Raw genomic sequence first — 26,742 nt, 5'->3', positions numbered from 1 at the left:
CTGTCGCCAAGGATGAAGCGGTTGTAGCGAGCGCCGCGTCAACGCGGGGTCAAATCTCCGGCTGTACCGGTCAAACGGTGGACGTCGGGCGACAAGTGCATGCGTGCGCAGGCGCCACGCCCATCGGCGCGATTGCTGAGCTCAAGACGCCAGCCCAGGCGCTGAGCCAGGACCCGGGCGATATACAGACCCATGCCCGACCCCCCATCACGCCCGCGGAAACGCGGCTCGAAAACATGCTGCAGTTCGTCGTCAGGAATGCCCGGGCCGTCGTCGATGACGGCAATGCAGCGCTCCCGCACGCGCACACGCACCGTGCCGTCGCGCGAGGCGCGCAGCGCGTTGCGCAGAAGATTGGAAAAAATGACCGAGACCGCGCCTTGCGGCGCCTCGATCTGCATCGCCTCCGGCGTATCCCACTGCACGCGCACCGCAGTACCACCGGTGATGTACGGTTCGGCCACCGACTTCAGAAAAGTCACCAGCTCCAGGCTTTCATGTACCGGCGTTTCGCGCACCCGCGACAAGGCAAGCAACGCGTCGAGTTCATGCCGGGCATCGCCGACCGCGCGTCGGATCCGTGCAAGTGCCGGCGTATCGGTGCTCAGCTGCAGCGTTTCGGCCGCACCCTGGATCACCGCAAGCGGCGTCCGTAGCTCATGACTCGCGGCGGCAGCAAACGCGCGCTCACGTTCGACCAGTGCGTCGAGCTCCTGCATGTAGGTGTTTATCGCGTTGACGAACACCCCCAGCTCATTGTCCAGATTGTCGAGCTTCAAACGCACGCCACGCCGCTCGGGATCAAGATTCAGGACCTGCGCCGCCAGGGCATCCAGCGGTCGCAAGGTGCGATCGGCGATGCGTCCGGCCAGTGCCGCGGCGCCGAGTGCCACAATCAGCAGTACCAGCGTCGTTGCCAGGCCAAGCGCAAATTCCCGATGTTCGACAAAGGAAATGTCGTAAGCCAGATAGGCCAGATTATTCGGACCGATTTCGCGCACCAGCACGTGGAATTCGCGCTCGTCGATGGCGACTTCCTCGTGGAACCCCGGTCCCAGGCCGATCAGTTCGGGCGGAATCTGATCGCCGCGATAGTAACGCAGGGTGTCGTGCGAACTGCCTTCAACCGTGCCACTCGGATCGACTCCAACCAGTGAAGTCAGCTCCCGCTCCATCAGGTCGCGTACGGCGGCGTCTTCAATGTAGGTGTCACTGCTCCACAGCGCGAGCCCCACCAGCATCGCGCTGGCGATCGTCAACCCGGTCAGTGCCCACGTCAGCCTTCGGCGCAGCGCACTCGGCTGTCGAATCATGTCTCTGCAGTTTCCCCGTCGTCGGCAAGGCGATAGCCTGCACCCCGCACGGTATGTAGCAACTTGTGCGTGAATGGCCGGTCAACGGCGGCACGCAACACATGCAGGTGTGCACGCAATACATCGCCGTCGGGCAGATCGTCACCCCACAGCAGATGCTCAAGCTCCTCGCGACTGACCACCCGATGCGTCTGCCGCATCAGGAATTCCAGCAGTTTGCGCGTGGTCGGGTTCAGCGTAACTAGCTGTCCGGCACGGTGGGCCTCGCGCGTCTGCGGATCGTATTCAAGATCGCCGACGACCAGCTTGCGGCTGACAACACTGCCACTGGCCCGACGGTGCAGCGCCTGCAGGCGCGCTTCCAGCTCAGCCATCGCAAACGGCTTGACCAGATAGTCATCGGCGCCGGCTTCAAGGCCTTCGATCCGGTTGGTCACGGTGTCGAGCGCGGTCAGCATCAGCACCGGCGTGGTCACGCCGGCTTCACCGCGCAGCTTGCGGCACACCGTCGCGCCATCCATCGCCGGCATCACACGGTCGAGCACGATCACATCAAATTGCGCTTCGCTGGCCGTCGTGTAGGCACTGCGTCCGTCGTAGGCAAAATCGACCGTGTGGCCGCGTGCCGCCAGGTAGTCGCCAACCGTCGCCGCGAGATCGGCGTGATCCTCGACCACCAGGATCCGCATCAGGACTGCTCCTGCTGGCGTTCGACCTCGCGACTTTCCGGCACCATGATGCGGGCTGCGATGATGCCAAGCTCGAACAGCAGATACATGGGCACGGCCAGCATGATCTGGGACACGACATCCGGCGGCGTCACCACCGCCGCGATCACAAACACACCGACCACGACGTACTGCCGGTTCTGCGCGAGTTTGGCAGGCGTGACGAATCCGGTCTTGACCAACAGCACCTGCGCCACCGGGGTTTCGAACGCGAGGCCGAAGGCGATGAAGATGCCGAGCACGAAATCCAGATACTTGCTGATGTCCGTCATCACCGACACGCCTTCCGGTGCGACCTTGATGACGAAATGAAACACCGTCGGCATCACCAGGAAATACGCAAAGGCGATCCCGCAATAGAACAGGATGGTGCTGGACAACATCAATGGCATCACCAGCCGCTTTTCACTCTTGTACAAGCCCGGCGCAACAAAGGCCCATATCTGGTACAGCACCCACGGCATTGCGATGACCAGGGACACCATCGCGGCCAGCTTGATCGGCGTGAAGAACGGTGAGGCGACTTCCGTCGCGATCATGGAGGTGCCGACAGGCATCAGGCTCAGCAGCGGCTGCGCCAGCCATGCGTAGAGTTCCTTGGCGAAGAACATCAGCGGCAGGAACACCAGGCCGACGCCGTAGAGGATCTTCAGCAGGCGATCACGCAACTCCAGCAGATGCGCGATCAGCGGCTGTTCGGCGGAAGATTCTTCGGTGCCGGACATGGATCAGGCTTCTGGTGGGGGCGAGGGCGGAGTGGGCGGCGATTGCGCCGGTGTCGACGGTTCCGTTGCTTTTGACGGCGCCGCCTTCTGCACATCGGCAACGACGTTCTTGACCGTGTCCTGCAGTGACTGCGTTTCGCCACGCACGGCGCGCTTGGCGTCTTCCAGCTGCTGCTTCAGATCGGCCAGTTTGGCCTCACGGTCCAGCTCCGCCGTGAGATTGCGCAGATAGCCACGTGCCTGCCCCGTCCAGCGCCCGATCGTGCGCGCGAGGCCCGGCATCTTTTCTGGCCCCAGCACCACCAGCGCGATGATGAAGCAGATCAGCAGTTCGGAGAAGCCGATATCGAACATAGGCACCCGCGACCGTCAGATCGCGTCCGGGTAGGCGCTCAGACCTTGTCGTTCTGACTTTGGGTCTGCGGTTCGACCTTCTTGGTCGCGTCGGCGTTCGACGACAGCTGATTGATGGACTGCTCGGCTTCGCCTTCGCCTTCCCGCATCGACTGCTTGAAGTTCTTGATCGCACCACCGAGATCGCCACCAAGGTTGCGCAGCTTCTTGGTGCCGAAGATCAACAGCACAATGACCAATACGATCAGCCAGTGTCCAATGCTCAGAGAACCCATAGTCCTAACCTCACGATTTCGATCGGGCAGCCTTTTCAGCGTGGCCCGAAGTACCGAAGCGGCGCTGCAGTTCGTCGGTCAGCCGCGACAACGGCAGATCCCGATGGGCCATCAGCACCAGCGTGTGAAACCACAAATCCGCCAATTCATGCATCAGCGGGGTGTCGTCGCCATTCTTGGCTGCGATCAGCGTCTCCGCAGCTTCTTCGCCGATCTTCTTCAGGATCGCATCAGTCCCCTTGGCATACAGACTGGAAACGTACGACGCCGCCGGATCGGCCGCTTTGCGCGACTGCAGCACGCTATACAGCGCGGCGAGTACGTCGGTGGTCTGGGTCTCGGGGCTCATGGTTTCGAATGACTGGCGGTCGCTCAGTGTACGCCAGTCCTCGTGACGCTTCAGCGACGGACGCGGATACCCTTGTTTTCCAGATACGCCTTGGCTTCGCCGACGGTGTGCGTGCCCTGATGGAAGATGCTGGCGGCCAGGACCGCGTCGGCGCAACCTACGCTGAATCCCTGATACAGGTGCTCGAGCGTACCGACGCCGCCGGACGCGATCAGCGGTACCGACACGGCATCGGATATCGCCTTGAGCAGCTCATTGTCATAACCAGCCTTGGTGCCGTCGCGGTCCATGCTCGTCACCAGCAGTTCACCGGCGCCGTACTTGACCATCTTTGCGGCCCACTCGATCGCATCGAGTCCGGTAGCGCGGCGGCCGCCATGAGTGAACACCTCCCAGCGCAGCGGCTCTTTCTTCTTGTTGACCCGCTTGGCATCGATCGCCACAACAATGCACTGGACGCCGTAGCGACTGCCGGCTTCGGTCACCAGCTCGGGGCGCTCGACCGCGGCGGTATTGATGCTGACCTTGTCGGCCCCGGCAGACAGCAGCGCGCGGACATCGGCGCAGCTGCGTACACCGCCACCCACGGTCAGCGGAATGTAGATTTCCCGAGCAACCTGCTCAACCGTGTGGAACAGCGTCGGCCGGTCTTCGTGGCTGGCGGTGATGTCGAGAAACACCAGCTCGTCGGCACCCTGGTAGTCGTACTTGCGCGCAACCTCGACCGGATCCCCGGCATCCTGGATATCCTCGAACTTGACGCCCTTGACCACGCGACCGCGGTCAATGTCCAGGCAGGGAATAATGCGTTTGGCGAGCATGGGAACCCAGCGATAAGGAAAGGAGCGAGCGCAGTCGCAGCGTAAGGTTCGGCGGACGCAGCTCGACGACGAATCAGCCGCCGCGGGCGATCTTCATCGCTTCTTTGAAATCGAGCCGGCCTTCATAGATCGCACGGCCGATCACGGCACCGGCGACGCCATCGGGCTCCAGCTCGGCCAGCGCGCGGATATCGTCGAGGCTGCTGACACCACCGGACGCCAGCACCGGCGTCTTCAGCGAGCGCGCCAGGTTGCGCGTGGCTTCAACGTTGAAGCCCTGCAGCATGCCATCGCGCGCGATATCGGTGTAGACAATCGCCTCGACACCATCACGCTCACAGTGAATTGCGGTCTCGATGACGTCATGCCCGGTCAGCTTGGCCCAGCCATTGAGAGCGACGCGCCCATCCTTGGCGTCCAGGCTGACGATGATGTGGCGCGGGAATTCCAGGCAGAGGTCGTGCAGGAAATGCGGGGCGTTGACGGCCTTGGTGCCGATGATCACGTACTGCACGCCCGAATTCAGGTAGCGCTGCACGGTTTCTTCGTCGCGGATACCGCCGCCGACCTGGACCGGGATATCGATGGCCGCAACGATTTCCTCGACCACCTTGATGTTCATCGGCTGGCCTTTGACCGCACCGTCAAGGTCAACGACATGCAGCCGTTCCGCCCCCTCGTCGGCCCATTTCTTGGCCATCGTCACCGGATCACCGGAGAAAATGGTCACATCATCCATGCGGCCCTGGCGTAGACGTACGCACTGGCCACCCTTGAGATCAATCGCGGGAATCAACAGCATCGGACTGCGGCTATGGTCAGGTGGAGGCGGTAGTGAACTGGATGTCGGCCCGTGCTTGGGAAGAAGCGTTTCGTCGGTTTCCTGACTGGGCTGAACTCTGCCTCAATTGGTGCGGCGCTGGCAAGCCGCCGTACCCCGGGAAGGGCCGTTGTCGGGCAATTTTAACGATATACGCGATCTACGGGGCCCAATGGGAAAAGTTGGCCAACAGCATCATGCCCAGGTTTTGAGACTTTTCCGGGTGAAACTGGAACGCCACGATGTTGTCGCGCGCAATGGCAGCAGCAAACTCATGCGTGTACTCGGATGTGCCCAGTACATGGTCCGGATTGACCGGCTTGGCGTAATAGCTGTGCACGAAATAGAACCAGGACTCATCCGGCACCCCGGCCCAGATCGGGTGCGGGCGCGACTGTTTGACCTGATTCCAGCCCATGTGCGGTACTTTCAGCCGCTCGGGGGCGTCGGCCGGCGGCTCGGGGAAGCGCTGCACCTTGCCGGGGAACAGTCCCAGCGCCGGTACGCCTTCGTTCTCGTCGCTCCACTCCAGCATCACCTGCATGCCCAGGCAGATGCCCAGCATCGGCTTGGTCCGCGCGGCTTCGACCACCATCTCATTGAGTTCGAGCCGGCGCAGCTCGTTCATGCACTCACGCACGCCACCGACACCCGGCAGCACGATGCGATCGCAGGCCAGCAATTCTTCAGGGTCGTAGCTGATCACCACGCGGGTCGACGACGACACGCGCTCAAGCGCCTTGCCGAGCGAGTGCAGGTTGCCCATGCCGTAGTCGATGACGCCGATTGCTGCTGCCATAAGGAGTGGTGTCGCAGGTGGATCGTCGACCGGAAGCGGCCGAACTAGAGGCTGCCCTTGGTCGACGGCGTGCGGTCGCCCATGCGCGGGTCGACCGTCACGGCCATGCGCAGGGCACGGCCGAACGCCTTGAACACGGTTTCAATGATGTGGTGGGCATTGCGCCCGCGCAGATTGTCGATGTGCAGGGTGGTTTTCGAGTGATTGACGAAACCCTGGAAAAATTCGCGGAACAGGTCGACGTCAAATTCACCGATACGCGCACGCGGGAATTCGAGGGTGTACTCCAGCCCCGGCCGACCCGACAGGTCGATCACCACCCGCGACAACGCCTCGTCCAGCGGCACATAACTATGGCCGTAACGGACCAGCCCCTTCTTGTCACCGACCGCCTTGTCGATCGCCATGCCCAGCGTGATGCCGATATCTTCGACCGAGTGGTGGTCATCGATGTGGCGATCACCCTTGCACTCGACCGTGATGTCGATCAGACCATGCCGCGCCACCTGATCCAGCATGTGGTCGAGGAACGGAATGCCGGTTTCGAAACGCGCAACGCCGGTCCCGTCGAGGTTGACCTCGACGCGGATCTGCGTCTCCTGAGTGACGCGTTCGACGCTGGCAGTGCGTGCTGGCATGGCCGGCCCGGGCAAAAGGGGCGCCAATGGTACTCCCGGCCTGCGCGGATTTGAACCACCGCTCAGGCTTCTCGCCCGGACCGCCGGGATTCGGGGTTCCAGCATCACCGCAACGGCGGGACAGAACCTGCACGCGCGGCCCTCGCATCAGCTGGCGCTATCGACGCTAACGCGCCTCCAGCCAGAAGGTCACCGGACCGTCGTTGACCAGGCCAACCTGCATATCCGCGCCGAACCGGCCTGCCGCCACCTCGGCATGCTGGTGCCGGGCCCGGTCGACCAAAGCCTCGAACAGTGCCTGCGCCTGCGCCGGTTCGGCCGCGCGTGAGAACCCTGCGCGCGTGCCCTTGTCAGTATCCGCGGCCAAGGTGAACTGCGGGACGAGCAGCAGACCACCCCCGGTATCGCGCAGACTGCGATTCATGCGTCCGGCATCGTCTGCAAACACCCGATAGCTCAGCAACCGCTCCAGCAGCCGCTCCACCTGCGCGGTGCCGTCGCCGCGCTGAACGCCGACCAGCACCAGCAAGCCCGGCCCGATCCGCCCGACGATCTCATCCTGGATCCGCACCTCGGCCCAGGTCACCCGCTGCAACATACCGATCATTCAATATCAGAAATTTCTTACGTGGGCGGTGGTGACTGCGCCGACATCCAGCGCCCCGCTCAGTCCGCACACTGGCGCCGTGTTGTCGAGGCGTTGCCATCGTATCGCAGCGGCAATACACATGGTTTTTCCTCCCTAAATTCAGGCCTGGCATTTGCCGGGCTTTTTTTTGCCCGGCGCCCCGGCCAAAATCGCGCGCCATGAACTCAGACCGGACCCGGGCGGCGCTGCGCCGCTTGCTGACACTGCTCGGCCACGTGCCGCTGCCTGGGTTGCACGGCGTCGCCGCGGTCTTCGGCACGCTGCTGGGATGGCTGCCCAACCGACAGCGGCAGATCACGCGACTGCATCTCGAACGCTGCCTGCCGGATCTCGATGCCATGCAGCGGCGCCAGATCGAGCGACGCAGTCTGGTGCACATGCTGCAGGCCATCATCGAGGCACCGGTGCTGTGGTTCGGCCCCGAATCGCAGCTGCGGGCGTGGCTCGAAGACGCGGATGCGCGCCGCCAGCTCGAGGCACTGCGCGCGCAGGACAAGGGCGTGATCTGGCTGTGTCCGCATATCGGAGCCTGGGAGCTCGCCGGCCTGTTCTGTTCAGCAAACGGTCCGATGACCTCGCTGTACAAACCGCAGAAGGGCGCATTTGATGCGCTGGTGCGCGAGGGCCGCAGTCGCCTCGGCGCGGCCTTGGTGCCGACGACCGGGGCCGGCGTGAAAAGCCTGCTCGCAGCGCTGAAGAACAAGGAGATGATCGGCATCCTGCCGGACCATGATCCACCGCCCGGTTCCGGCGAGTTCGCGCCGCTGTTCGGCATACCGGCACATACCACCGAGCTGGTCAGCAAGCTCGCGGCACGCAGCGGTGCACCGGTCTGGTTCTGCATTGCCGAGCGCAGACCGCGCGGTCGCGGCTACGCACTGCACCTGATCCCGGCGCCGGCCGACGTCGGCGACCCGGAAACCGGTGTCGCTGCGCTCAATCGCGGCGTCGAGGACGTGATCCGGCGCTGGCCACAGCAATATTGGTGGAGCTACAAGCGCTATCGCCGGCGCCCGCCCGATCAGCCGCGCTTCTACTGAATGAGGGGGCATTGGGGGAGCAAACGTACGTCCGGTAGCGGTACAGCATAGAATCGCCGGCCGTCGGAACTCATCAATCCGCAGCCTGTCACAGGCTGCGCTGTCTTTTTCCTTCACCTCAAGAATAAGGAAATCATGGAAAGCGAAGTCCTGATCGAGGCGCGCGGACTGACGCGCCGGTATGGACCGACCGTAGCTGTCGACAATCTGAGTCTGACGCTGCGGAAGGGGGAGATTCTGGGATTGCTGGGGCCGAACGGCGCCGGCAAATCCACCACGATGAAAATGCTGACCGGCAACCTGGCGCCCACGGAAGGCGAGGTGCTGATCGGCGGCAAGTCGATGCACGATGACGCCAAGGCGGCCAAGCGCTCGCTGGGCTATCTGCCGGAACAGCCGCCGGTGTATCCGGAGCTGACCGTCGACGAGTACCTGCGCTACTGCGCCACGCTGCACGGCGTCGCCAAGGCCAACCGGGAAGCGGCGGTCGACTCGGCCAAGCGCGACTGCGGACTGACGGAAGTCGGCAGTCGTCTGGTCGGCAACCTGTCCAAGGGTTTCCAGCAGCGCGTCGGCATCGCGCAGGCCATCATTCACCGACCGCCGGTGGTGGTGCTCGACGAACCCACCGTCGGCCTGGACCCGATCCAGATCCGCGAAATCCGCAGCCTGATCACCCAGCTCGGCCAGAATCACAGCGTGATCCTGTCCAGCCACATCCTGCCGGAAGTGCAGGCGGTGTGCGGACGCGTGATCATCATCGCGCGCGGCCGCGTGGTCTATAACGACTCGCTCGAAGCCACCCGCTCGGACCGCTTCCGCAATGTGCGGGTCGGATTGCGCCGGGCACCGGAACAGAGCGCCCTCGCCGGGATCGCCGGCATCAAGTCGGTGACTGCCCTCGGTGATGGGCTCTTCCGCTGCAGCTGTGCCGCCGAGGCCGATCCGCGTGATGCGATCGCCGAAGCCGCCACGCAGGGCAACTGGGGCCTGTACGAGCTCAGCGCCGAAACCCACACCCTGGAAGAAATCTTCGTCGAGCTGACTTCCGGCGACGACGTCAGGAGCGCCGCATGAGCAACATTTTCAACATTGCACGCTACGAGATGCGCCGCATCTTCCTGTCGCCGCTAGCTTGGTCGGTGCTGGCGATCGTGCAGTTCATCATGGGTTTCGTCTTCATCAACCTGCTGGTCGAATTCGCCAACAATCCGGGCAGTGGGGAAGAGTTCGGCGTCTCCGACTACATCGGCGGCTCGCTCTATGGCTTTGCCACGATCCTGCTGCTGCTGATCATGCCGCTGATGACGATGCGGCTGTTCTCGGAAGAACGGAAATCCGGCTCGATCACCTTGCTGTTCTCGGCGCCGGTGTCGCTGACCGAAATCGTGCTCGGCAAGTTCGTCGGCCTGCTCGGCTTCATCGCCGCGATCGTGGTGCTGATGGCCTTGATGCCGCTGTCACTGAACTGGTCGACCGATCTGGACTGGGGCCGCATCGCCGCCGGGCTGTTCGGGCTGTTCCTGCTGATGATGGCCTTTGGTGCCGCCGGCCTGTTCGTGTCGTCGCTGACCCGTGAACCGACCATCGCCGCGGTCGGCAGCTTCGGCCTGCTGCTGGTGGTCTGGCTGATCAACATCCTCGGCTACAACGACAGCATCCCGTTCAAGGAAGTGTTCTCGTATCTGTCGCTGATCGATCACTACGAAAGCCTGCGCCGCGGCGTCTTCGACACCGCCGACGCGATCTACTACGTCCTGTTCTCCGCGCTGTTCCTATGGCTCGCGGTACTGCGGCTGGACATGGAACGCAATTGATCAGGGGCCAATACACATGAACAAGAAACAAACTCTGATTCAACAGCTGGTCGGCGGCGCGCTGTTCCTCGCCGTGATCGTGCTGCTCGGCGTGCTGTCGGTCCGCTTCAAGACCGAACTGGACTGGACGGCCAACAAGCGCAACACCCTGACCGCAGCGAGCGTGCAACTGCTCGACTCGATGAAGGACCCGGTCACCTTCTATGTGTTCGAGCCCAGCGGCGCGGACTCACGCCGCGTGGTCGAGGAAGATCTCGGCAAGTACAAGAAGGAAAAGTCCGACATCGGGATCCAGTTCGTCGACCCCAGCGCTTCGCCGCAGAAAGTCCGCGAATTCAACATCAACTTCGTCGGTGAAGTCGTCGTCGAATATCAGGGACGGCGCGAGAACCTGCGCCAGACGACCGAGCAGGCAATCACCACCGCGCTGCAGCGACTGGCGTATTCCGGCGATCAGTACGTCGTGTTCCTCGAAGGGCATGGCGAACGTCCCATCACCGGTGAAGGCCCGACCACGTACGCGCGGTTTGCGCAGGCACTGAAGGACAAAGGTCTGAAAGTGCAGGGCCTGAATCTGGTGTCGAATCCGAGCATTCCGGACAACACCAGCGAACTGGTCATTGCCTCGCCCAGCTCCAAGCTGCTCGACGGCGAGATCCAGATCATCCGCGACTACGTCAAGAACGGCGGCAACCTGCTGTGGCTGGCCGATCCGGACTTTCCGGCCGGCATGGACGACCTCGCCAAGGATCTGGGTATCGAGTGGCAGAACGGCTACGCGATCCTGCCGGAATACCAGATTCTCGGTACCGGTCACCCGGGCTTCTTCGCCGCGGTCGGCTATCCGCCCAATCCGGTGACGCAGGGCCTGGACATGGTCACCTTGTTCCCGCTGGTGCGTTCGCTGATCAGTACCGGCGCCGTTGCAGGCTGGACCGCGCAACCGATGTTGCAGACGTCCGAGTCGGCGTGGCTGGAAACCGGAGACATCGAGTCCGGTCGCGTGCAACTGGATCCGACTGACATCCCGGGCCCGCTGAACATCGGCATGACGCTGACCCGCACCTATGCCGGCAAAGGCGACGCGCCGAAAAGTGGCGACGAGAACACCCCGGCGGTCGACGACAAGAGCCATCCGCAACGCGTTGCACTGATCGGCGACGCCGACTTCCTGTCCGACGCCTACATCGGCGAGCTCGGCAACCAGCAGCTCGGTCTGAACATCGTGCAGTGGCTGGCCAGCCGCGACGCCCAGCTCAACATCGACATCAAGAAGGCACCCGACACGCAGCTGTATCTGCCGGGTTGGGCTTCGATCATGATCTGGGCGGGCTTCATCGGCGTGCTGCCGCTGTTGCTGATCGGCTTCGGCGTCACCCGCTGGGCGATCCGTCGGCGTAAATAGAGGAGCACGCCATGAAACGCATGCAACTCAACATCGGACTGTTCGCTGCCGTGATCGGCCTTGCGGTTGCGGTCTGGGTCGGACGCGACAAGCCGGAGAAGCTGCCGCCGCTGACGCCGCTGGCACAGGACGCGGTGACATCGATCAGCATCGCGCATCCCGGCGCGCCCGAGATCAAGCTGGCCAGGCAGGACGGCAACTGGCGCCTCACCGCACCGGTCGACGCGCCGACCGATCCGTTCGAAGTCAGCAGCTTGGTGGGGCTGGCAGAACTCGACGTCGAACGCAGTCTGGCGCTGACTGACGTGGACCAGAAGGAACTCAAGCTTGATCCGCCGCAATACACGATCACACTGAACGATCAGGTGCTGGCCTTCGGCGACGCCGAGCCGATCAAGTTCCGTCGCTACATCAAGCATGGCGATACGGTCGCACTGGTTTCCGATCCGCCCAGCGCAGCGCTCGACGCCGACTATTCGGACCTGGTTTCCAAGGACTTGCTGCCGAAGGACGCCAGGATCCAGCGCATCGAAGTGCCGGGGCTCGACGTCGACCGCAGCAGCGGCGCCTGGGTTGCCGAAGGTCACAGCGACGCCAGCACCGATCAACTGAGCCAGTTCGTCAACGCATGGACCAGCGCACATGCGATGTGGAACGCGGCGCGGCCGGCTGACGCCGGTGACGCCGGCAAACCGATCCGCCTCGTGCTCGCCGACGGTGAGCTTGATCTGCGCCTGATCGAAATCGACCCGCAGCTGGTGATCGACAGTCCCGCTTACGGCGTGCGCTACACGCTGTCGAAGGCGGATGCCGACAAGTTGCTGGCGTTGCCGAAACCGGCGCCAACACCGCCTCCCGGTGCCGCTCCTTACAGCATCGCGGCGCCCACTGCTGAAAACGCGCCAGCGGCGACACCGGCGTCCGACGCCGAGGAACCCACTGATCCGTGACGGGTTCGGAACGCTGCACCTCAACAACAAACGGCCCGCTTGATGCGGGCCGTTTGTGTGAAGCAGCTCGCTTCGGCTACTTCAAGCCGAATACGTTCAGTCCGTTCTCCGACGTGATCTTGCGACGGTCAGCGTCGGGAATGCCGGCTTCCTTGAACTGGCTGATCACCTGTTCGCGCGAGTTCGGCCAGCACGTCGCCGGGTGCGGGAAGTCGGTGGACCAGTACAGGCAGTCGGCGCCGAAGTAGTCGTACGCTGCTTTCAGGCCCAGCGGCTCGTACATGAAGGTCGCGCCGCACTGCGCCTTGAAGGTTTCCGACGGCGGACGCTTCACGCCGGGGAACTCGTAGTGCTGATGCATACGCGGATCGAGCAGCGTCTCGAAGAACCACGGCAGCCAGCCCAGGCCCGGCTCAACGAACAACACCTTCATCTTCGGATACTTCTCCAGCGTTCCGGTCAGGATCCACATGGCGATGGTCTCGGCCAGCGGTGCCCAGGCGAGGCCGGTGAAGATGCCCTTCTGAGGAGTCGGATCGCGACGGAACACATCCCAGAGGCTGAGCTTGAGATCCAGGTGGTTCAGGATCGTCAGCCCGGTTTCCTCAATCGTCTTCCACAGCGGCACGTAGCGCTCGTGATAGAAGTCCGGCAGACCGTAGTCGGAGGGGAACGGCGTCAGCTGCACGCAGCGCGCCTTCTTTTCCTTGGCCAGCCGTTCGACTTCCTTGACCGCGAAGTCGATGTCATACAGGGGCAGCTGGTACGCCGTCATCAGGCGGACCGGATCATAGGCGGCGAAGTCTGCCATGGCGTTGTTGTAGCCCTGGAACACTTCCTTCCAGTCATTGCCCATCAGGCTGGGATTGACGATCTTGGCGCCGGCCAGCTCCGGAAAGATCACTTCGGCGAAGACGCCGTCGCGATCCATCGCCTCGAGCTTGCCTTTCGGATTGAAGTGCCCGGGATCCTTCGACGCCTCGGGATCGACGAAATCCTCCAGCTCCAGATTCTTCTGGCCGCCACGCAGCACCTTGGCCGCGTATTCCTCGGCTTTCTGGTTGGCGTCATCCCAGACTGCATGCAGCTCCTTGCGCAAACGCGCCTTGATCCACTCGTCGGTGAAATGCACATGGGAATCGACCGAGACCAGGCGATCGTGTTCAGCAGTCATTGCGGACATCGTTGCTACCTCCAGCGTCATGCTTAGTTTGTGAAAATTCGGATGGGCCTGAACTCAGGCTTCAGTGTTGAAAGGCGTGCTGCAATTCGGGATGGGCATCGAGCCCGAGATTGATCTCGACCACACGCCGCTGCGCCAGATCAGCCGGCACCGCATCGGCATCGGTGTAAAACTGCGAGTACCAGTTGCGCAGCTGCAGGATCGGACCGTCGCCTGCACACAGCAGTGGGTTGTCGACGCGCACCTTGTTGTGCCAGACCGCAACATCCTCGGTGAAGGCTTGGATCGTCAGGTCGACGTAGTGCTTGATCATGGCCTGATTCTGTTCTTCGCTCAGACCGGGAATGCGTTTGACCATCACGCCGAAACCGAGCTGGAAGTGCATCTGGTCAATCGGCAGATTCGTCACCAGCAGAATCGATTCGATCGGCATGCCGTCGGACTCTCCGGTCATCTTGCACAGCAGCGTCGCGGGGCCGAAGTAAGTCGCGACCGTGGTCAGGTGATTGCGCGTTCCGCCCAGGCGCTCATTGATCCCGACCATCACCTGCGTTGCCCGCGAGCCTTCGAAGATGTTGGCGAAGTACTTGACGTTGGACGAGCCGTGTACCGGACCGAAGTGCGCGAGGTCCGACAGGTTGTCGACCAGTTCGCGGCAGTTGTTGTCGATCACCCACTGCGACAACGACCAGTCCGACCACTCGGGTGAACCGACCTGCGGCAGCTGCGGAATGTCCTGCTCCGGCGGCGGCGGATTGCCCTCGACATCGTTCCAGATGAACAGCAGCTGGTTGCGCTCCTGCAGTGGCCAGCTGCGCACGCGCGCCTTGGGCGGAATCGTCTTGCTGTAGGGAATGTCCTCGCAGGAACCGTTGCCACCGAAGGCCCAGCCGTGAAAACGGCAGACGACGCGGTTGCCTTCGACCTTGCCGATGCCGAGATCGGCACCCATGTGCGGGCACCAGGCGTTGAGCGCGCGCAGCTGCTCGTCCTCACCCTTGAACACAACGATGCGCGTGCCGAAGGCACTGACACTGTGCGGCTCGCCGTCGCGGAAGGTGCTGGCCAGACCGAGGCAATGCCATCCACGGGCGTAGCGATCCGGCAGCGGGGCCGCCTGGATTTCATACGCAGCTTGCTGGGCGGTCTGTGTGGCTCGCGACGAGTTGATGACGGTGGACATGTGCGGCTCCGGTGATGACGTGCTCGCACTGTCGGGCGTCGCTTGGGGGTAAACCTCATCTGTTCGAATGAGTTGGGCCTTCTGGCGATTGATCCAGATCAATGACCCGTACAGTGCATCAGGAGTATCAGCGCGCACGCCCGCGATGCTCCATGAAACTTCATGTTTTTCAGTATGTTAAGTCTTTGTCGCGGCGCCGGAGCGGCGCCGGGGCATGAATCGGCGGTAGTCACTTCGGACGAGTTCGTCGGTCAGACTGAAAGCGATAAGTAACCCGCCTTAATTGCCGACGGAGTTTTCACGTGAACAGTCAGACCGCCACCCAGACCGTGCCTTCAACGCACTCCGCCAGCGCGCGTGAAATACCCACGGCGCAGGAATTGATTCGCCGCGCGCAGAGACTGCAGCCGGTGTTGCGTGAACGCGCGGCACTCGCCGCACAGCAGCGCCGTGTACCGGAACAGACCGTGCGCGAGATGCAGGAAGCCGGACTGTTCCGTGTACTGCAGGCCCGCCGCTATGGCGGCTACGAAATGTCGCCGGATGTGTTTTACGAAATCCAGATGGCCCTGGCACAGGCCTGCATGTCGACCGCCTGGATCTACGGCGTAATCGCCGTGCACAACTGGCAGATGGCGCTGCTCGACGACCGCGCCAGTCAGGACGTCTGGGGTGACGACACCTCGGTGCTGATTGCATCCAGCTACATGCCCAAGGGACAGGTGCAGAAAGTCGAGGGGGGCTTCCGCTTCAGCGGACGCTGGGGCTACTCCAGCGGCATCGACCATTGCCAGTGGGTATTGCTTGGCGGGCTGGTACCGCCCGCACAGGAGGGCGGCGCACCGGAATACCGCACCTTCCTGCTGCCGCGTGCGGACATTGAAGTGCTCGATACCTGGGACACGATGGGCCTGCGCGCGACCGGCAGTCACGACGTCGTGGTCAAGGATGCGTTCGTGCCCGAACACCGCACGCACAAGTCGGCGGATGGTTTCGCCGGCACCAGCCCGGGGCTGGCGATCAACACTGCGCCGCTGTATCGGCTGCCGTTCGGGCAGATCTTCGTGCGGGCGGTGTCGTCTTCGGCGATCGGGGCACTGCAGGGCGCGCTGCTGTCATTCCGCGATTTCGCATCCACCCGTGTCGGTGACATGGGCACGCGCACCGCGGAACAGGCGCCGGTCCAAACGGCGGTTGCGGAAGCCTCGGTCGCGATCGACGAAATGAAGCTGGTGCTCCAGCGCAACTTCGCGTCCCTGATGGCCGCCGCCGAGGCGCGCATCTCACTGGATATCGAGACGCGCCTGCACTACCGCTACCAGGCCGCGATGGTGGTCGAGCGTTGCGCGCAACTGGTCTATCGCCTGTTCGTGACCTCCGGGGCACGCGGGTTGTTCAACGACAACCCGCTGGTCCGGCACTTCCTCGACATTCACGCCGGCCGCACGCACTACGCCAACAATCCCGATCTGTTCGCGCGCAACTATGGCGGCGTGTTGCTGGGCCACGACAACACCGACTTCTTCATCTGAGCAGGAGGTCGCGCCAATGATCCGCATCAAGCAACTCGCCTACATCGTCGCCGAGTGCGACGAACCCGAACGCTGGCGCCGCTTTGCCGAGGACGTCGTCGGCCTGTCTGCACACGACGCGCCGGACGGCGGTCTGTATCTCAAGATGGACGAACGCTGTCACCGCATCGCCGTGCAACGCGGACCGGAAAACCGTTATCGCGCGTCCGGCTGGCAGCTGGCCGACGAAGATGCTTTCGAGTCTGCGGCTGAATTTCTTCAGCGCAGCGGTACCGCCTTCGAGCGCGGCTCGGCCGAGCTGTGCGATGCGCGCAAGGTGCAAGCATTGCTGTTGCTGCGCGACCCCTCCGGCAATCAGCACGAACTATTCTGGGGGCATCAGTCCGACTTCACACGCTTCGTATCGCCGGTTGGCGTGCCCGCCTTCGTCACCGGCACCCTGGGCGTGGGCCACACCGTGCTACCGGCGCCACACTTCGACGCGACCTGGGCCTTCTTCCAGGACGTGCTCGGCTTCGGCCTGGCCGATCTGTACCGCCATCGTTACACCAGCGATCCGGCCGAACCGCTGAAGCGGATCTACTTCACGCACTGTGCCAACGGCCGCCATCACAGTCTCGCGCTGTACGAAGGCGAGGTGCCGAGCGGCTGCGTGCACGCGATGGTCGAGGTGCCGTCGATGGACGAAGTCGGTCGCGCCTACGACCGCATGCTCAAACACGACATCAAGCTGATGGCGACGCTGGGACGACACGTCAACGATCAGGTGATCTCGTTCTACATGCTGACACCGTCGAACTTCGCACTGGAGTTTGGCACCGGCGGCGCCGTGATCGACTGGGACCGGCACAACGTGTTCGAGGCCACCGCGGTCAGTCAGTGGGGCCACGATTTCTCGGTCGGCTTCGGCTGATCCCTGCGATGCAATTCCTCCGCATTCGCCTTGTTACGCGTGCAGTGCATTTGCGCACGCACGTCATTCTTCGTCTTTAGCCCCGCGACATCGCCCACGTTTAAGGGTTTGTCGCGCCTTAATTTGCGAACCTGCTTCTCATAATTTGATGCCGTTCCCTGGAGAGGACTTCACATGAACACCGCCGCCCACACCGTACCGCCGCATCACGCCATCCACCGGACGCCGAAGGTCCCTGGCTGGCCATTGATCGGCAGCCTGCCGGCCATCGCCAAGGACCCCGCGCAATTCTTCGTGGACTGCTACCGCAAGTACGGCCCGGTGTTCCGCCTCAGCGTGCTCGGAAAACCCTATGTGACCATCGCCGGCATTGAAGCGGCGAATTTTCTCGGCACTCGCGCCGGCAAGGACTGCCTGCGCTCGAAGGAGTTCTGGGAAGGACTGGTCAAGGAATATGGCGCCACTCGCATCCTCACCGGTGAGGACGGCGAGTCGCACAAGGAGCTGCGCGACATCATGCGCCACGGCTATTCCAAGGAAGCGCTCAAGGGCCGATACGAGGAACTCGTAGGGCTCACCAATCATGCGATCGAGCGTGACTGGCCGGTCGGACGCAGCGTGCCGGTTGTCGAAGCGATGCAGTACATGGTGACCGAGCAACTCGGCACCATCGTCACCGGCTCGGCGCCGCTGGAGTACATCAAGGACATCCGCACGATGATCCTGTACATCCTCAACGTGCTGGTCACGCGCCAGAGGCCGATGGTTCTGCTGAAAGACCCCCGCTACAAAAAGGCCAAAGCGCGTGTCTTCGAACTCGGCGAGAAGATGATCCGTGACGTCGCGGCGCGCGCCGGCAAGATTCCGGAAGACCAGAAGATTCTGGTCGACGACATCTACGAAGCCCATCTGAAGACGCCCCACATCATGCCGGCGTCCGATCTGATCGTTGCACTGACCGGCCCCTATGTCGCCGGGCTCGACACCGTCGCCAACACGACCGCCGCCATCCTGTACACCGTGCTGAAGCATCCCGAGGTCAAGGCGCGCGTGCTCAAGGAGGTCGATGCCCTGTTTGCCGAGGGCAATCTGGAAGGCGGCGACCTGCTCAAGCGCATTCCTTCGCTGCATGGTGCGGTGATGGAAACCATGCGGATGTATCCAATCGCCGTGGCGCAGATGCGCACCGCAACCAAGGACTTCGTGTTCGAGGGGCATCAGATCCACAAGGGCGAGATGGTCTACATCGCCACCTCGGTGCCGCACTTCATGGAGGAATATTTCCCGAATCCGAAGACCTTCGACATCGACCGCTACAGCAAGGAGCGCGCGGAGCACATGCAGTCCGGTGCCTACTCACCCTTTGGGCGCGGCCCCCATACCTGTCTGGGCAAGAGCGCGGCGGAGATTCTGTTGCCGCTGACGATGGCCTGTCTCTTCTATCGCCTGGATCTGGAGCTGGATCCCCCAGGCTATGTTCTCAAGACCAAGACGGCGCCGACGCCGGGTCCGGCGATGGACTTCAAGGTGCGGGTCAAGGGCTATCGCCACTGAGCGTCCCGCCCGACTTCACAACAGACACGGCCCGCAGATGCGGGCCGTGTCTGTTAAAGGATAGCGACCCCAGGGTGGTACGCAGCGTTCAGCGCCAGTCCACCACTACCGAACCCGCACCGGGCTGCCACCCGGCGACGCGCAGCATCGCTGCAAGGTACCGCGTCGAATCAGTCCACTGATTCAGCCACTGCCGCAACGCCGGATACGGTGCCGACACCCACCACTGCGGCTCGACACCTGCGAATTGGCGCACAAATGGAAACACCGCGGCGTCTGCCAGCCGCAGCTGCGTATCGACCAGCCCGCCACCCGTGCGGACAATCCGCTGTTCCCAGTCCCGCAGCGTGTCTTCCGCCTGCGCGCGATAGTGCGCCTGCGATTGCGCCGGAAAGCGCACGAAATATTTGTATCGATCCAGCTGCGTCTTGAAGACGGTGTCGTTGTGCTGGATCAGCGCTGCGCCCTCCGCCTGATCACCGCCCAGCCAAGCATCCGGATCAATGCGCTGCAGTGCCCACAGCATGATCGCCAGACTTTCATCGAGCACGCGACCGTCGGTGAGCTGCAGTACCGGCACCGTGCCCTTGGGCGAAACAGCCAGCATCTCCGCCGGCTTGTCACGCAACAGCACTTCGCGCAGCTCCACCGGGGTTTGGCTCGCGGCCAGCGCCATGCGTGCGCGCAGGGCATAGGGGCAGCGACGGAACGAATACAGCACCGGCAAACCGCCGGCGGCTGTCATTTCAGTCATCGCAATCGGGGGCAGATCCGTGTTGCGCGGCCTGCTGTGCCCGACGCATTTCCAGCACGGCGCGCCGCTGCGGCGTCAGCTGCGCGATGCAGTGCGGGCAACTGATGCCGGGATCGAAATCCGGTGAAGCCTGCTCTGCAGGTGACAGCGGCTGACCGCAGGCATCGCATTGCCGCGTCTGTCCGGGCTTGAGGCCATGACCGACGGCGACGCGTTCGTCGAACACATAGCATTCGCCATCCCACAGGCTCTGTTCCTCCGGCACCTGCTCCAGGTACTTCAGGATGCCCCCGCGCAAGTGATAGACCTTTTCGAAGCCCTGGGCGCGCAGATAGGACGTAGCCTTTTCGCAGCGGATACCGCCGGTGCAGAACATCGCGATCGGCCGCTGCTCCTGGCCACGCAGCTCGCGGGCGACGTAATCGGGAAACTGGCGGAAGCTTTCGGTGTCCGGAGAGACGGCGTTGCGGAAGCTGCCGACTTTCACCTCGTAGGCATTGCGGGTGTCGACGACGAGCACGTTCGGGTCGGCGATCAAGGCGTTCCAGTCCTGCGGGTCAACGTAGGTCCCTACCAGATGCTCGGGATCGACTCCCGGCACGCCCATGGTCACGATCTCGTGCTTGAGCTTGATCTTCAGACGCGCGAACGGCATCTGCGACGCCAACGATTCCTTGTGCTCCAGGCTCGCAAAGCGCGGGTCTGCACGCAGAAACGCCAACACCGCATCAATGCCGGTGCGCGATCCCGCGATCGTACCGTTGATGCCTTCCGACGCCAGTAGCAGCGAACCCCTGATGCCCGACTGCTCGCACACGCTGTGCAAGGGTTCACGCAGCTGCGCAAAGTCCGGCAAGCGGGCGAAGTGGTAGAGCGCGGCGACGATCACAGGCGACATGCGAAACAATGGAGAACGATCAGGGGCCGATTGTAGTGGAGATCCTCTGAAACTCCGCAGGCACAGCGGACGAGTCCGCCCATTGTCTTGATCCAGCCGGCCTTCAGTCCGTCGTATCAGTCCGGCGTGACCGTACAGCCGCCGTTCACACAGGTGATGTACGCGGTCGGTTCCAACTTCACTTTCCATTCCGCAACCTCGCGCAGGATTGCGGTGCGGCGTTGCAGGTTCAGTCCGCGCAGGTAATGGGCGCCGACATTCGACCAAGCGCCATGGAAGCGCTTCAATTCGGCAATGGCGTCTTCAACCGGCAGTCCTTCGATCAGTATTCGATAGGCCGCCACCATGACGCCGGTTCGGTTTCTGCCGGCGCGGCAGTGGACAAAGATCGGCGGCGGCTGCGTCGCAACAACCGCCAGAAAGTGTGCAACGTGAGCGTCGACGATGAATGGCGCCAGCAATGGCAGCGGTTCCCACTCACGAATGCGGAAATAGCCGATCCGTTGATTGAGGTCATCGTCGATTTCAAGCTGCTCGAACACGGGCAGGTCATCGTGTACAAGCTCGAGATTCACGATGGTCCTGACCTGATTTTTGAGCAGCCAAGCTGCGCCGTCTGAATCCGGCTGCGCGCCACGCCACAACACCTCTGGCGTCACCTCACAGAAAGTCAGGCTGACGACATCTGACTGCAGAGAGCAGGTATTCACGTCCACCTGGGCTGCCGCGCTACCCGCCGAAAAGAGCCAGAACAATATCGAAACTCCGATACGACGGCCCATATGGCCCCGGTCTGCCTTCAAGAGACTCACCGGAGCCTGCCAGGGTCGCTGTAGTCTGTGTATCCGTTCCGCTTACTGCCGCATGATGCTGATGATCAGCGGCCGGACGGCAGCCCACATGTCGAGACCGGTCTGTGTGCGGTCATCAATCAGGATCACGGCGCCGTAGCCGAGGCCGTCGTCTATCCACGGCGTGGTGCCGAACAGGCCCGGATCGCTGAACTCGGGGCCAGGGCTTCCGGGATACTGGCTGGCATCCGAAATCCAGAAGCCCAGGGTATAGCCGTCAAAGTTGCTGCGGGCGCTCATGGTGAACGGCGCAAACAGGATTGGCAGACCTTCGATCTGGTTCTGTTTCAGCACGGCGACCGACGCCGGCGACAGCACCTGCGTGCTGCCGACCCTGCCGTTGTTCTGCAGCATCTGCATGATACGGACGTAATCGCCGACATCGGTGTTGGCACCCCCGGCGATACGCGGGTTCGTCACCACTGCCGGATCACCGTACGTGAAGTGTTGGAGACTCAGCGGAGCGGCAATCGCTTCATTAAAGAATGTCTGCCAGTCGGTCCCGGCGATCAGGGTCGCGATGTATCCGGCCACCTGATAGTCCGCGCCGCCGTAGTTGAAGTAACGACCCGGCGGAGACACCACCGGCACCGCAGCGATCAGTGCGGCGCATTGCTGCAAGGTCACCGACAGCACCTGGTCGAGACAGTTCGGTTCACTTTTGCCGCTGCCGGGCAAGCCGGAGGTATGCGCGAGCAGCATGCGCATCGTGATCTTGCGTTTGTCGATCGACCAGACGATGGGATTACCCGCCTGCTTGATGTAGGTGGCGACCGGTTCGTCCAGATCCAGCAGCCCATCGTCCACCAGGGTCAGAATCGCCGCTGCGGAAGGCACCTTGGTCGCCGATGCGATGCGGATTGCCGTATCGGCGGTGTAATCCCCGGCGAAACGGGTGTGCAGAACACCGGAGCGGTCGAACGCCGCGAAACCGTAGCCGCTCAGCGAGCCGCCCGCACTCTGCAGGTAGCTGTCGAGGGTCTGATCCACCGCCGCCCACGACCCTGCGGTACTGGGAGACTTGGGCGTTGCCGGATTGCTGGTGCTGGATGCGGGATCGCTGGATGGGGCACAAGCCGCAAGTCCCAGCGTCAGCAGCAGAGTCGGGAGGTATCTCATCAGCTCACATCCTTGTTTGCGCGCAGTGCGGGGGGAGCACCGGGACGCATTGTGCACCGCCGTCGTGCACATCGCGACCCTGGTGACCCAACACCGCAATGATCGTGCCCGGAAAGTGCGGCCATGCGTCCGCCGGGAGGCTTCAGCGCAGCAGGCTGATCAGCTGCGGGCGCACCGCCGACCACATTTCAAGTCCTGTGCTGGTGTTGCTCTCGATCAGAATCACGGCGCCGTAATCCGGATCCGCGTCGATCCACCCTGTCGTCCCGAAGAGGCCTGGATCGCTGAGCTCGGGACCCCGGCTGCCGGGATGTTGATGCGGATCGCTGATCCAGAAGCCCAGCGAATAGCCGTTGAACTTTGCCTGATCCTCGGTCGAGAACGGTCCGTAGGCAAACGTCGCTTCGTCAATTTGATCGACCTTCAGCATCGCCACCGTTGCAGGTGACATCACGCGGATGCCGTCGAGTTCGCCGTCGTTGTGCAGCATCTGCATGATCCGCGCATAGTCCGCCAGATTGGACCGAGCGCCCCCCGCGATCCTTGGATTCGTCACATTCTTGGGGTCACCGTAGGTGAAAGTATCCAGATTCAGCGGTGCAGCAATCGCTTGGTCAAAAAACGGGATCCAGTCCATCCCGGCGATCAGCGTGGCGACGTAGCCCGCAACTTGATAATCCGCACCGCCGTAGCTGAATGTGGTCCCCGGCTCATGTTGGATCGGCACCTGCGCAATCTGCTGCGCGCACTGCTGCAGCGTTATTGTGACGCTGACGTACAGGCACGGCGCCTGCACCAACTCATTGCCCGCCAGGCCTGAAGTATGCGCCAGCAACATGCGCATCGTGATCGCCTGTTTGTCGGCCGGCCAGATGATCGGCGCACCAGCCTGTTCAATGTAGCGTGCAACCGGTGCATCAAGATCCAGCAGTCCTGCATCAACCAGGGTCAGTACCGCCGCGGCTGCCGGTCCCTTGCTGGCGGACGCCAGCATGACCACGGTCTCGCCGGAATAGCGCCCCCCGTACCGGGTGTGCAGCAGGCCGTCGCGGTTGAATACGGCAAAGCCGTAGCCATCCAGCGGGCCACCAGAGCTCAACAGATACGCATCCAGCGTCTGATCGACGGCCGACCATCGGGCCGGATCGGCCGGAACCACTTGGTCCGGTTCGTTGGGCGCATTGGGAGCCTGCTGGCCGCACGCGGTGAGCACGACCGCAAATAGCATGGCCGATAGAAATTTCATTGGAAGTTTTAGACGAATTGAGACGAATTCGTCTTTACAGCGCAAAATCCTCGCCAACTGCCGACTCGGCTCTGTAGCAAGGCCTCCGATATCTCCGCGTCCGGCTGTGCGATCGACTGTTTTGAGTGCCAGCCGATAGTCCGTTGAGCAGCTCACGTTACGCTGGCCACAGTGCCCGACCCTGGACGCATAAACCGATTTGCCGGAACTTCCACAAGTCGAAACCGTCCGTCGCGGTCTGGAACCGGATGGGCAGCATCGGCACATCATGCGTACACGACGGCAGACGTGACGCTGACTTCTGGCTAGCGCCTGGCAACACCACACTGCGTCAAAACGGTGCCCTTCGATCCGGGTTGCGCCGGGGAAATCACACGCTGGGGCGGCGCACGCCTCAAGTCTCGCGAATTGTCAGTGCAATTGGCTGATCAGCAACGGACGCACCGCCGACCACATCTGCAAACCGGTCTGCATCGAGTGTTCTATCAAGATCACCGCGCCATAGCCAAGGCCGGCGTCGATCCACGCCGTTGTTCCGAACAAACCCGGATCGCTGAACTCCGGCCCGGGGCTACCCGGATATTGCAGCGGATCGGTGATCCAGAAGCCCAGCGTATAGCCGTCGAACTTGGCCTGGTCTTCGGATGAAAACGGTTCATAGACCACCGGCATGCCGACGATCTGATTGGCCTGAAGCATCGCCACGGCGGCGTGCGACAGCACGCGCACGCCGTTCCACTCCCCGTCGTTCTGCAGCATCTGCATGATCCGCACATAGTCGGTCAGATTGGCCGTTGCGCCGCCAGCGATTCGTGGATTGTGCACCCGCTCGGGATCGCCGTAGCTGAAGCTGCGCAGCTGCAACGGCAGGGCAATCGCCTGGTCGAAGAACTCCTGCCAGCTCACGCCCGCAATCAGGGTCGCAACATAGCCCGCCAGCTGATAGTCGGCGCCACCGTAGTTGAATGCACTGCCTGGATCATGGAGGGTCGGCGCCAGTGCGATCAACTGCGCGCATTGCTGCAGCGTGATCGTCAGCACATTGAGCAGACACTTGGCCTGGGCCGGACCGTTGCCCGACAAACCCGAGGTATGCGCCAGCAGCATGCGCATCGTGACCATGCGCTTGTTGGCTGGCCACAGGATCGGGTTGCCGGCCTGTTCGATATAGGTCGCAATCGGCTCGTCTAGATCCAGCAGGCCGGCGTCGACCAGGGTCAGAATTGCCGCCGCCGAAGGCACTTTGGTTGCGGATGCGAGCCAGACGCGGGTGTCGCGATCGTAGTCGCCGCCATAGCGGTCATGCAGGATGCCGCTACGGTCGAATACCGCGAAGCCGTAACCGCTGAGCGGACCCCCTGCATTCTTCAGATATGCATCGAGGGTTTGATCAACGCCGGTCCAGGCCGTCGGGTTTTTCGGGGGAACTTGCGCAGGTTCGTTGATGGGAGCGGGCGTTGGCTGACCGCAAGCGGCCACACCGACCCCGAGTAGCACGGTCGATAGAAATTTGATCACGGTGTTAATGCAGACGGATACAGCGGTTTGCTGGGGCGCGAGATTCTCGCCACCAGCATTGTCGGTTCGATGACACGACGTCAGTATTTTCAGCGCACCGCTGTCCGCATGTTGCCTTTTGCACGCCAGTCGATCGCGCGCTGTGCATGTCACGAAGCGCCGGCTACAGTGGCCGCCCATATTCAAGCACGCCCTCCGACCGCCATCTCACATGCCGGAACTACCCGAAGTCGAAACCGTCCGTCGCGGTCTGGAACCGTATTGGCTGCATCGGCGCATCACGCAGGTCAAGGTACGTGAGCCTCGGATGCGCTGGCCGGTGCCGCCGGAGCTGCCGGCGCTCGCCCGCGGCCGGCGCGTCGACCAGCTGGAACGGCGCGGCAAGTATCTGATCGTGACCCTGGATTCGGGAGACCGGCTGATCCTGCATCTGGGCATGTCCGGACGCCTGTTCGTGCTGGATCCATCCACCCCGCTGAAGAAGCACGATCACATCGACTTCGAACTCGACAATGGCAAGTTGATCCGCTTCAACGACCCGCGTCGTTTTGGCGCGTTGCTGCTGTGGCCGGCAGGAGAACCCGAACATCCGCTGCTGGCGCAGATGGGACCGGAGCCTTTCAGTGAAGCATTCGACGGCGAGTATCTGTACGCGCTGTCGCGCGGCCGCAGCGCTGCGGTGAAGAACTTCATCATGGATGGCCACGTGGTCGTCGGCGCCGGCAACATCTATGCCGCAGAGAGTCTGTTCCGTGCCGGCATCCGCCCCACCAGACCGGCCGGCCGCGTGACACAACCGCAGTACGTGCGGCTGGCGCAGACCATCCGCGATGTCCTGGCTGAAGCGATCCAACAGGGCGGCACCACACTGCGCGATTTTGCCGGGGCCGACGGTGGCTCGGGCTATTTCCAGCAGCAGTTGTTCGTCTACGGCCGCAGCGGTGAGCCGTGCCGGGTCTGCGCCACGCCGATTAAATGCATGGTGATCGGACAGCGCTCATCGTTTTACTGCCCGCAGTGCCAGCGCTAGGGCGCAGCCTGCTTTCCCCGATGCTGGTGCAACAGAATCAAGATCCCAGGCTTTAAGGCCGATCCGCGGCAAGGCGATCAACGTTGGCCGCGACGCGCTGCTTGCAGCGCAGGGCCGTGTCGCGATCGACATTCCACGCGGTGTCTTCCGGATACGCGCACCCGAAAACATCCATCAGCAGGATCTGAATATTCCTGACACGCCGCCGTGCGCACTGAGTTCACGTTGCTCGCGATACGCCGCGGTCTCGCGAACCGCGATGCCCATCCTGCAACGCC

General features: G+C 62.7%; 28 protein-coding genes. 9 read left to right on the top strand and 19 right to left on the bottom strand.

Features of this window, described 5'->3' with window-relative positions; translation table 11 throughout:
- Positions 1 to 38: 38 nt before the first annotated feature.
- From E4T66_RS16365 to dtd, 11 genes are all read right to left on the bottom strand, one after another.
- Positions 39 to 1,313, bottom strand: a complete 1,275-nt coding sequence (locus E4T66_RS16365) for a sensor histidine kinase (protein WP_136850185.1) — start codon at positions 1,311 to 1,313, stop codon at positions 39 to 41.
- Positions 1,310 to 2,002, bottom strand: coding sequence for a response regulator transcription factor (locus tag E4T66_RS16360; protein ID WP_136850183.1), 693 nt, complete (start codon positions 2,000 to 2,002; stop codon positions 1,310 to 1,312). Before E4T66_RS16360 ends, E4T66_RS16365 begins: the two co-directional genes overlap by 4 nt.
- A complete protein-coding gene (gene tatC, locus E4T66_RS16355) occupies positions 2,002 to 2,766 on the bottom strand; it encodes a twin-arginine translocase subunit TatC (protein ID WP_136850181.1) in 765 nt (254 codons plus the stop codon). Before tatC ends, E4T66_RS16360 begins: the two co-directional genes overlap by 1 nt.
- 3 nt (positions 2,767 to 2,769) lie before the next feature.
- Positions 2,770 to 3,120: a Sec-independent protein translocase protein TatB gene (gene tatB, locus E4T66_RS16350; protein WP_136850179.1), complete on the bottom strand. Its 351-nt coding sequence runs from the start codon at positions 3,118 to 3,120 to the stop codon at positions 2,770 to 2,772.
- Between the two features lie 38 nt (positions 3,121 to 3,158).
- On the bottom strand, positions 3,159 to 3,395 hold the full coding sequence (gene tatA, locus E4T66_RS16345; RefSeq protein WP_136850177.1) for a Sec-independent protein translocase subunit TatA: 237 nt from the start codon (positions 3,393 to 3,395) through the stop codon (positions 3,159 to 3,161).
- Between the two features lie 10 nt (positions 3,396 to 3,405).
- Entirely contained in the window at positions 3,406 to 3,744 is a 339-nt protein-coding gene (locus E4T66_RS16340; RefSeq protein WP_136850175.1) for a phosphoribosyl-ATP diphosphatase, read from the bottom strand.
- Positions 3,745 to 3,794: 50 nt separating this feature from the next.
- Positions 3,795 to 4,565 carry an imidazole glycerol phosphate synthase subunit HisF gene (gene hisF, locus E4T66_RS16335; protein ID WP_136850173.1) on the bottom strand — a complete coding sequence of 257 codons (771 nt, stop codon included), beginning with the start codon at positions 4,563 to 4,565 and terminating at the stop codon, positions 3,795 to 3,797.
- A 73-nt stretch (positions 4,566 to 4,638) separates the two neighbouring features.
- Entirely contained in the window at positions 4,639 to 5,367 is a 729-nt protein-coding gene (gene hisA, locus E4T66_RS16330; RefSeq protein ID WP_136850171.1) for a 1-(5-phosphoribosyl)-5-[(5-phosphoribosylamino)methylideneamino]imidazole-4-carboxamide isomerase, read from the bottom strand.
- Positions 5,368 to 5,545: 178 nt separating this feature from the next.
- On the bottom strand, positions 5,546 to 6,184 hold the full coding sequence (hisH, locus tag E4T66_RS16325; protein WP_136850169.1) for an imidazole glycerol phosphate synthase subunit HisH: 639 nt from the start codon (positions 6,182 to 6,184) through the stop codon (positions 5,546 to 5,548).
- Positions 6,185 to 6,228: 44 nt separating this feature from the next.
- Positions 6,229 to 6,822, bottom strand: a complete 594-nt coding sequence (gene hisB, locus E4T66_RS16320; protein WP_136850167.1) for an imidazoleglycerol-phosphate dehydratase HisB — start codon at positions 6,820 to 6,822, stop codon at positions 6,229 to 6,231.
- A gap of 166 nt (positions 6,823 to 6,988) precedes the next feature.
- Complete coding sequence (gene dtd / locus E4T66_RS16315) at positions 6,989 to 7,429, bottom strand: D-aminoacyl-tRNA deacylase (protein WP_136850165.1); 441 nt, start codon at positions 7,427 to 7,429, stop codon at positions 6,989 to 6,991.
- A gap of 200 nt (positions 7,430 to 7,629) precedes the next feature.
- On the opposite strand from dtd, the gene E4T66_RS16310 reads away from it, so the two are divergent.
- From E4T66_RS16310 to E4T66_RS16290, 5 genes are all read left to right on the top strand, one after another.
- Positions 7,630 to 8,511, top strand: a complete 882-nt coding sequence (locus E4T66_RS16310) for a lysophospholipid acyltransferase family protein (protein WP_136850163.1) — start codon at positions 7,630 to 7,632, stop codon at positions 8,509 to 8,511.
- Positions 8,512 to 8,646: 135 nt separating this feature from the next.
- The gene (locus E4T66_RS16305) at positions 8,647 to 9,588 is read left to right on the top strand and encodes an ABC transporter ATP-binding protein (protein WP_136850161.1); all 942 of its coding nucleotides are present in this window, start codon (positions 8,647 to 8,649) and stop codon (positions 9,586 to 9,588) included.
- Positions 9,585 to 10,328: an ABC transporter permease gene (locus E4T66_RS16300; protein WP_136850159.1), complete on the top strand. Its 744-nt coding sequence runs from the start codon at positions 9,585 to 9,587 to the stop codon at positions 10,326 to 10,328. The genes E4T66_RS16305 and E4T66_RS16300 overlap by 4 nt, the downstream gene beginning before the upstream one ends.
- A gap of 16 nt (positions 10,329 to 10,344) precedes the next feature.
- On the top strand, positions 10,345 to 11,733 hold the full coding sequence (locus E4T66_RS16295; RefSeq protein WP_136850157.1) for a GldG family protein: 1,389 nt from the start codon (positions 10,345 to 10,347) through the stop codon (positions 11,731 to 11,733).
- Between the two features lie 11 nt (positions 11,734 to 11,744).
- Entirely contained in the window at positions 11,745 to 12,683 is a 939-nt protein-coding gene (locus E4T66_RS16290) for a DUF4340 domain-containing protein (protein ID WP_136850155.1), read from the top strand.
- 76 nt (positions 12,684 to 12,759) lie between these two features.
- On the opposite strand, the gene E4T66_RS16285 is transcribed toward E4T66_RS16290, so the two are convergent.
- Both E4T66_RS16285 and E4T66_RS16280 read right to left on the bottom strand, forming a co-directional pair.
- Positions 12,760 to 13,866, bottom strand: coding sequence for an amidohydrolase family protein (locus tag E4T66_RS16285; RefSeq protein WP_248679764.1), 1,107 nt, complete (start codon positions 13,864 to 13,866; stop codon positions 12,760 to 12,762).
- Positions 13,867 to 13,927: 61 nt separating this feature from the next.
- Positions 13,928 to 15,049, bottom strand: coding sequence for a Rieske 2Fe-2S domain-containing protein (locus E4T66_RS16280; RefSeq protein WP_136850151.1), 1,122 nt, complete (start codon positions 15,047 to 15,049; stop codon positions 13,928 to 13,930).
- A gap of 329 nt (positions 15,050 to 15,378) precedes the next feature.
- On the opposite strand from E4T66_RS16280, the gene E4T66_RS16275 reads away from it, so the two are divergent.
- The 3 genes from E4T66_RS16275 to E4T66_RS16265 all read left to right on the top strand — a co-directional run bounded on the left by E4T66_RS16275 (position 15,379) and on the right by E4T66_RS16265 (position 19,048).
- Positions 15,379 to 16,581: a flavin-dependent monooxygenase gene (locus E4T66_RS16275; protein WP_136850482.1), complete on the top strand. Its 1,203-nt coding sequence runs from the start codon at positions 15,379 to 15,381 to the stop codon at positions 16,579 to 16,581.
- A gap of 16 nt (positions 16,582 to 16,597) precedes the next feature.
- A complete protein-coding gene (locus E4T66_RS16270) occupies positions 16,598 to 17,494 on the top strand; it encodes a VOC family protein (RefSeq protein ID WP_136850149.1) in 897 nt (298 codons plus the stop codon).
- Between the two features lie 174 nt (positions 17,495 to 17,668).
- A complete protein-coding gene (locus tag E4T66_RS16265) occupies positions 17,669 to 19,048 on the top strand; it encodes a cytochrome P450 (RefSeq protein WP_136850147.1) in 1,380 nt (459 codons plus the stop codon).
- Positions 19,049 to 19,136: 88 nt separating this feature from the next.
- On the opposite strand, the gene E4T66_RS16260 is transcribed toward E4T66_RS16265, so the two are convergent.
- The 6 genes from E4T66_RS16260 to E4T66_RS16235 form a co-directional block, all read right to left on the bottom strand.
- On the bottom strand, positions 19,137 to 19,802 hold the full coding sequence (locus E4T66_RS16260) for a glutathione S-transferase (protein WP_211242979.1): 666 nt from the start codon (positions 19,800 to 19,802) through the stop codon (positions 19,137 to 19,139).
- A complete protein-coding gene (gene trhO, locus E4T66_RS16255; RefSeq protein ID WP_136850145.1) occupies positions 19,795 to 20,700 on the bottom strand; it encodes an oxygen-dependent tRNA uridine(34) hydroxylase TrhO in 906 nt (301 codons plus the stop codon). Before trhO ends, E4T66_RS16260 begins: the two co-directional genes overlap by 8 nt.
- A gap of 116 nt (positions 20,701 to 20,816) precedes the next feature.
- A complete protein-coding gene (locus E4T66_RS16250; RefSeq protein WP_169577670.1) occupies positions 20,817 to 21,410 on the bottom strand; it encodes a fused DSP-PTPase phosphatase/NAD kinase-like protein in 594 nt (197 codons plus the stop codon).
- Between the two features lie 144 nt (positions 21,411 to 21,554).
- Positions 21,555 to 22,670 (bottom strand): serine hydrolase domain-containing protein, encoded by a 1,116-nt coding sequence (locus E4T66_RS16245; RefSeq protein ID WP_169577669.1) that lies wholly within the window; start codon positions 22,668 to 22,670, stop codon positions 21,555 to 21,557.
- A gap of 142 nt (positions 22,671 to 22,812) precedes the next feature.
- Positions 22,813 to 23,916 carry a serine hydrolase domain-containing protein gene (locus E4T66_RS16240; RefSeq protein ID WP_169577668.1) on the bottom strand — a complete coding sequence of 368 codons (1,104 nt, stop codon included), beginning with the start codon at positions 23,914 to 23,916 and terminating at the stop codon, positions 22,813 to 22,815.
- Between the two features lie 411 nt (positions 23,917 to 24,327).
- Positions 24,328 to 25,434 carry a serine hydrolase domain-containing protein gene (locus E4T66_RS16235; protein ID WP_169577667.1) on the bottom strand — a complete coding sequence of 369 codons (1,107 nt, stop codon included), beginning with the start codon at positions 25,432 to 25,434 and terminating at the stop codon, positions 24,328 to 24,330.
- Positions 25,435 to 25,645: 211 nt separating this feature from the next.
- On the opposite strand from E4T66_RS16235, the gene mutM reads away from it, so the two are divergent.
- A complete protein-coding gene (mutM, locus tag E4T66_RS16230) occupies positions 25,646 to 26,464 on the top strand; it encodes a bifunctional DNA-formamidopyrimidine glycosylase/DNA-(apurinic or apyrimidinic site) lyase (RefSeq protein ID WP_136850135.1) in 819 nt (272 codons plus the stop codon).
- Positions 26,465 to 26,742 lie beyond the last annotated feature (278 nt).

The organism is Sinimarinibacterium arenosum (genome assembly GCF_005047655.1).
In the GTDB taxonomy this organism is placed as follows: domain Bacteria; phylum Pseudomonadota; class Gammaproteobacteria; order Nevskiales; family Nevskiaceae; genus Solimonas.
Note: the sequence above shows the minus strand (reverse complement) of the source record. Positions and strands in the feature narration are given on the sequence as shown.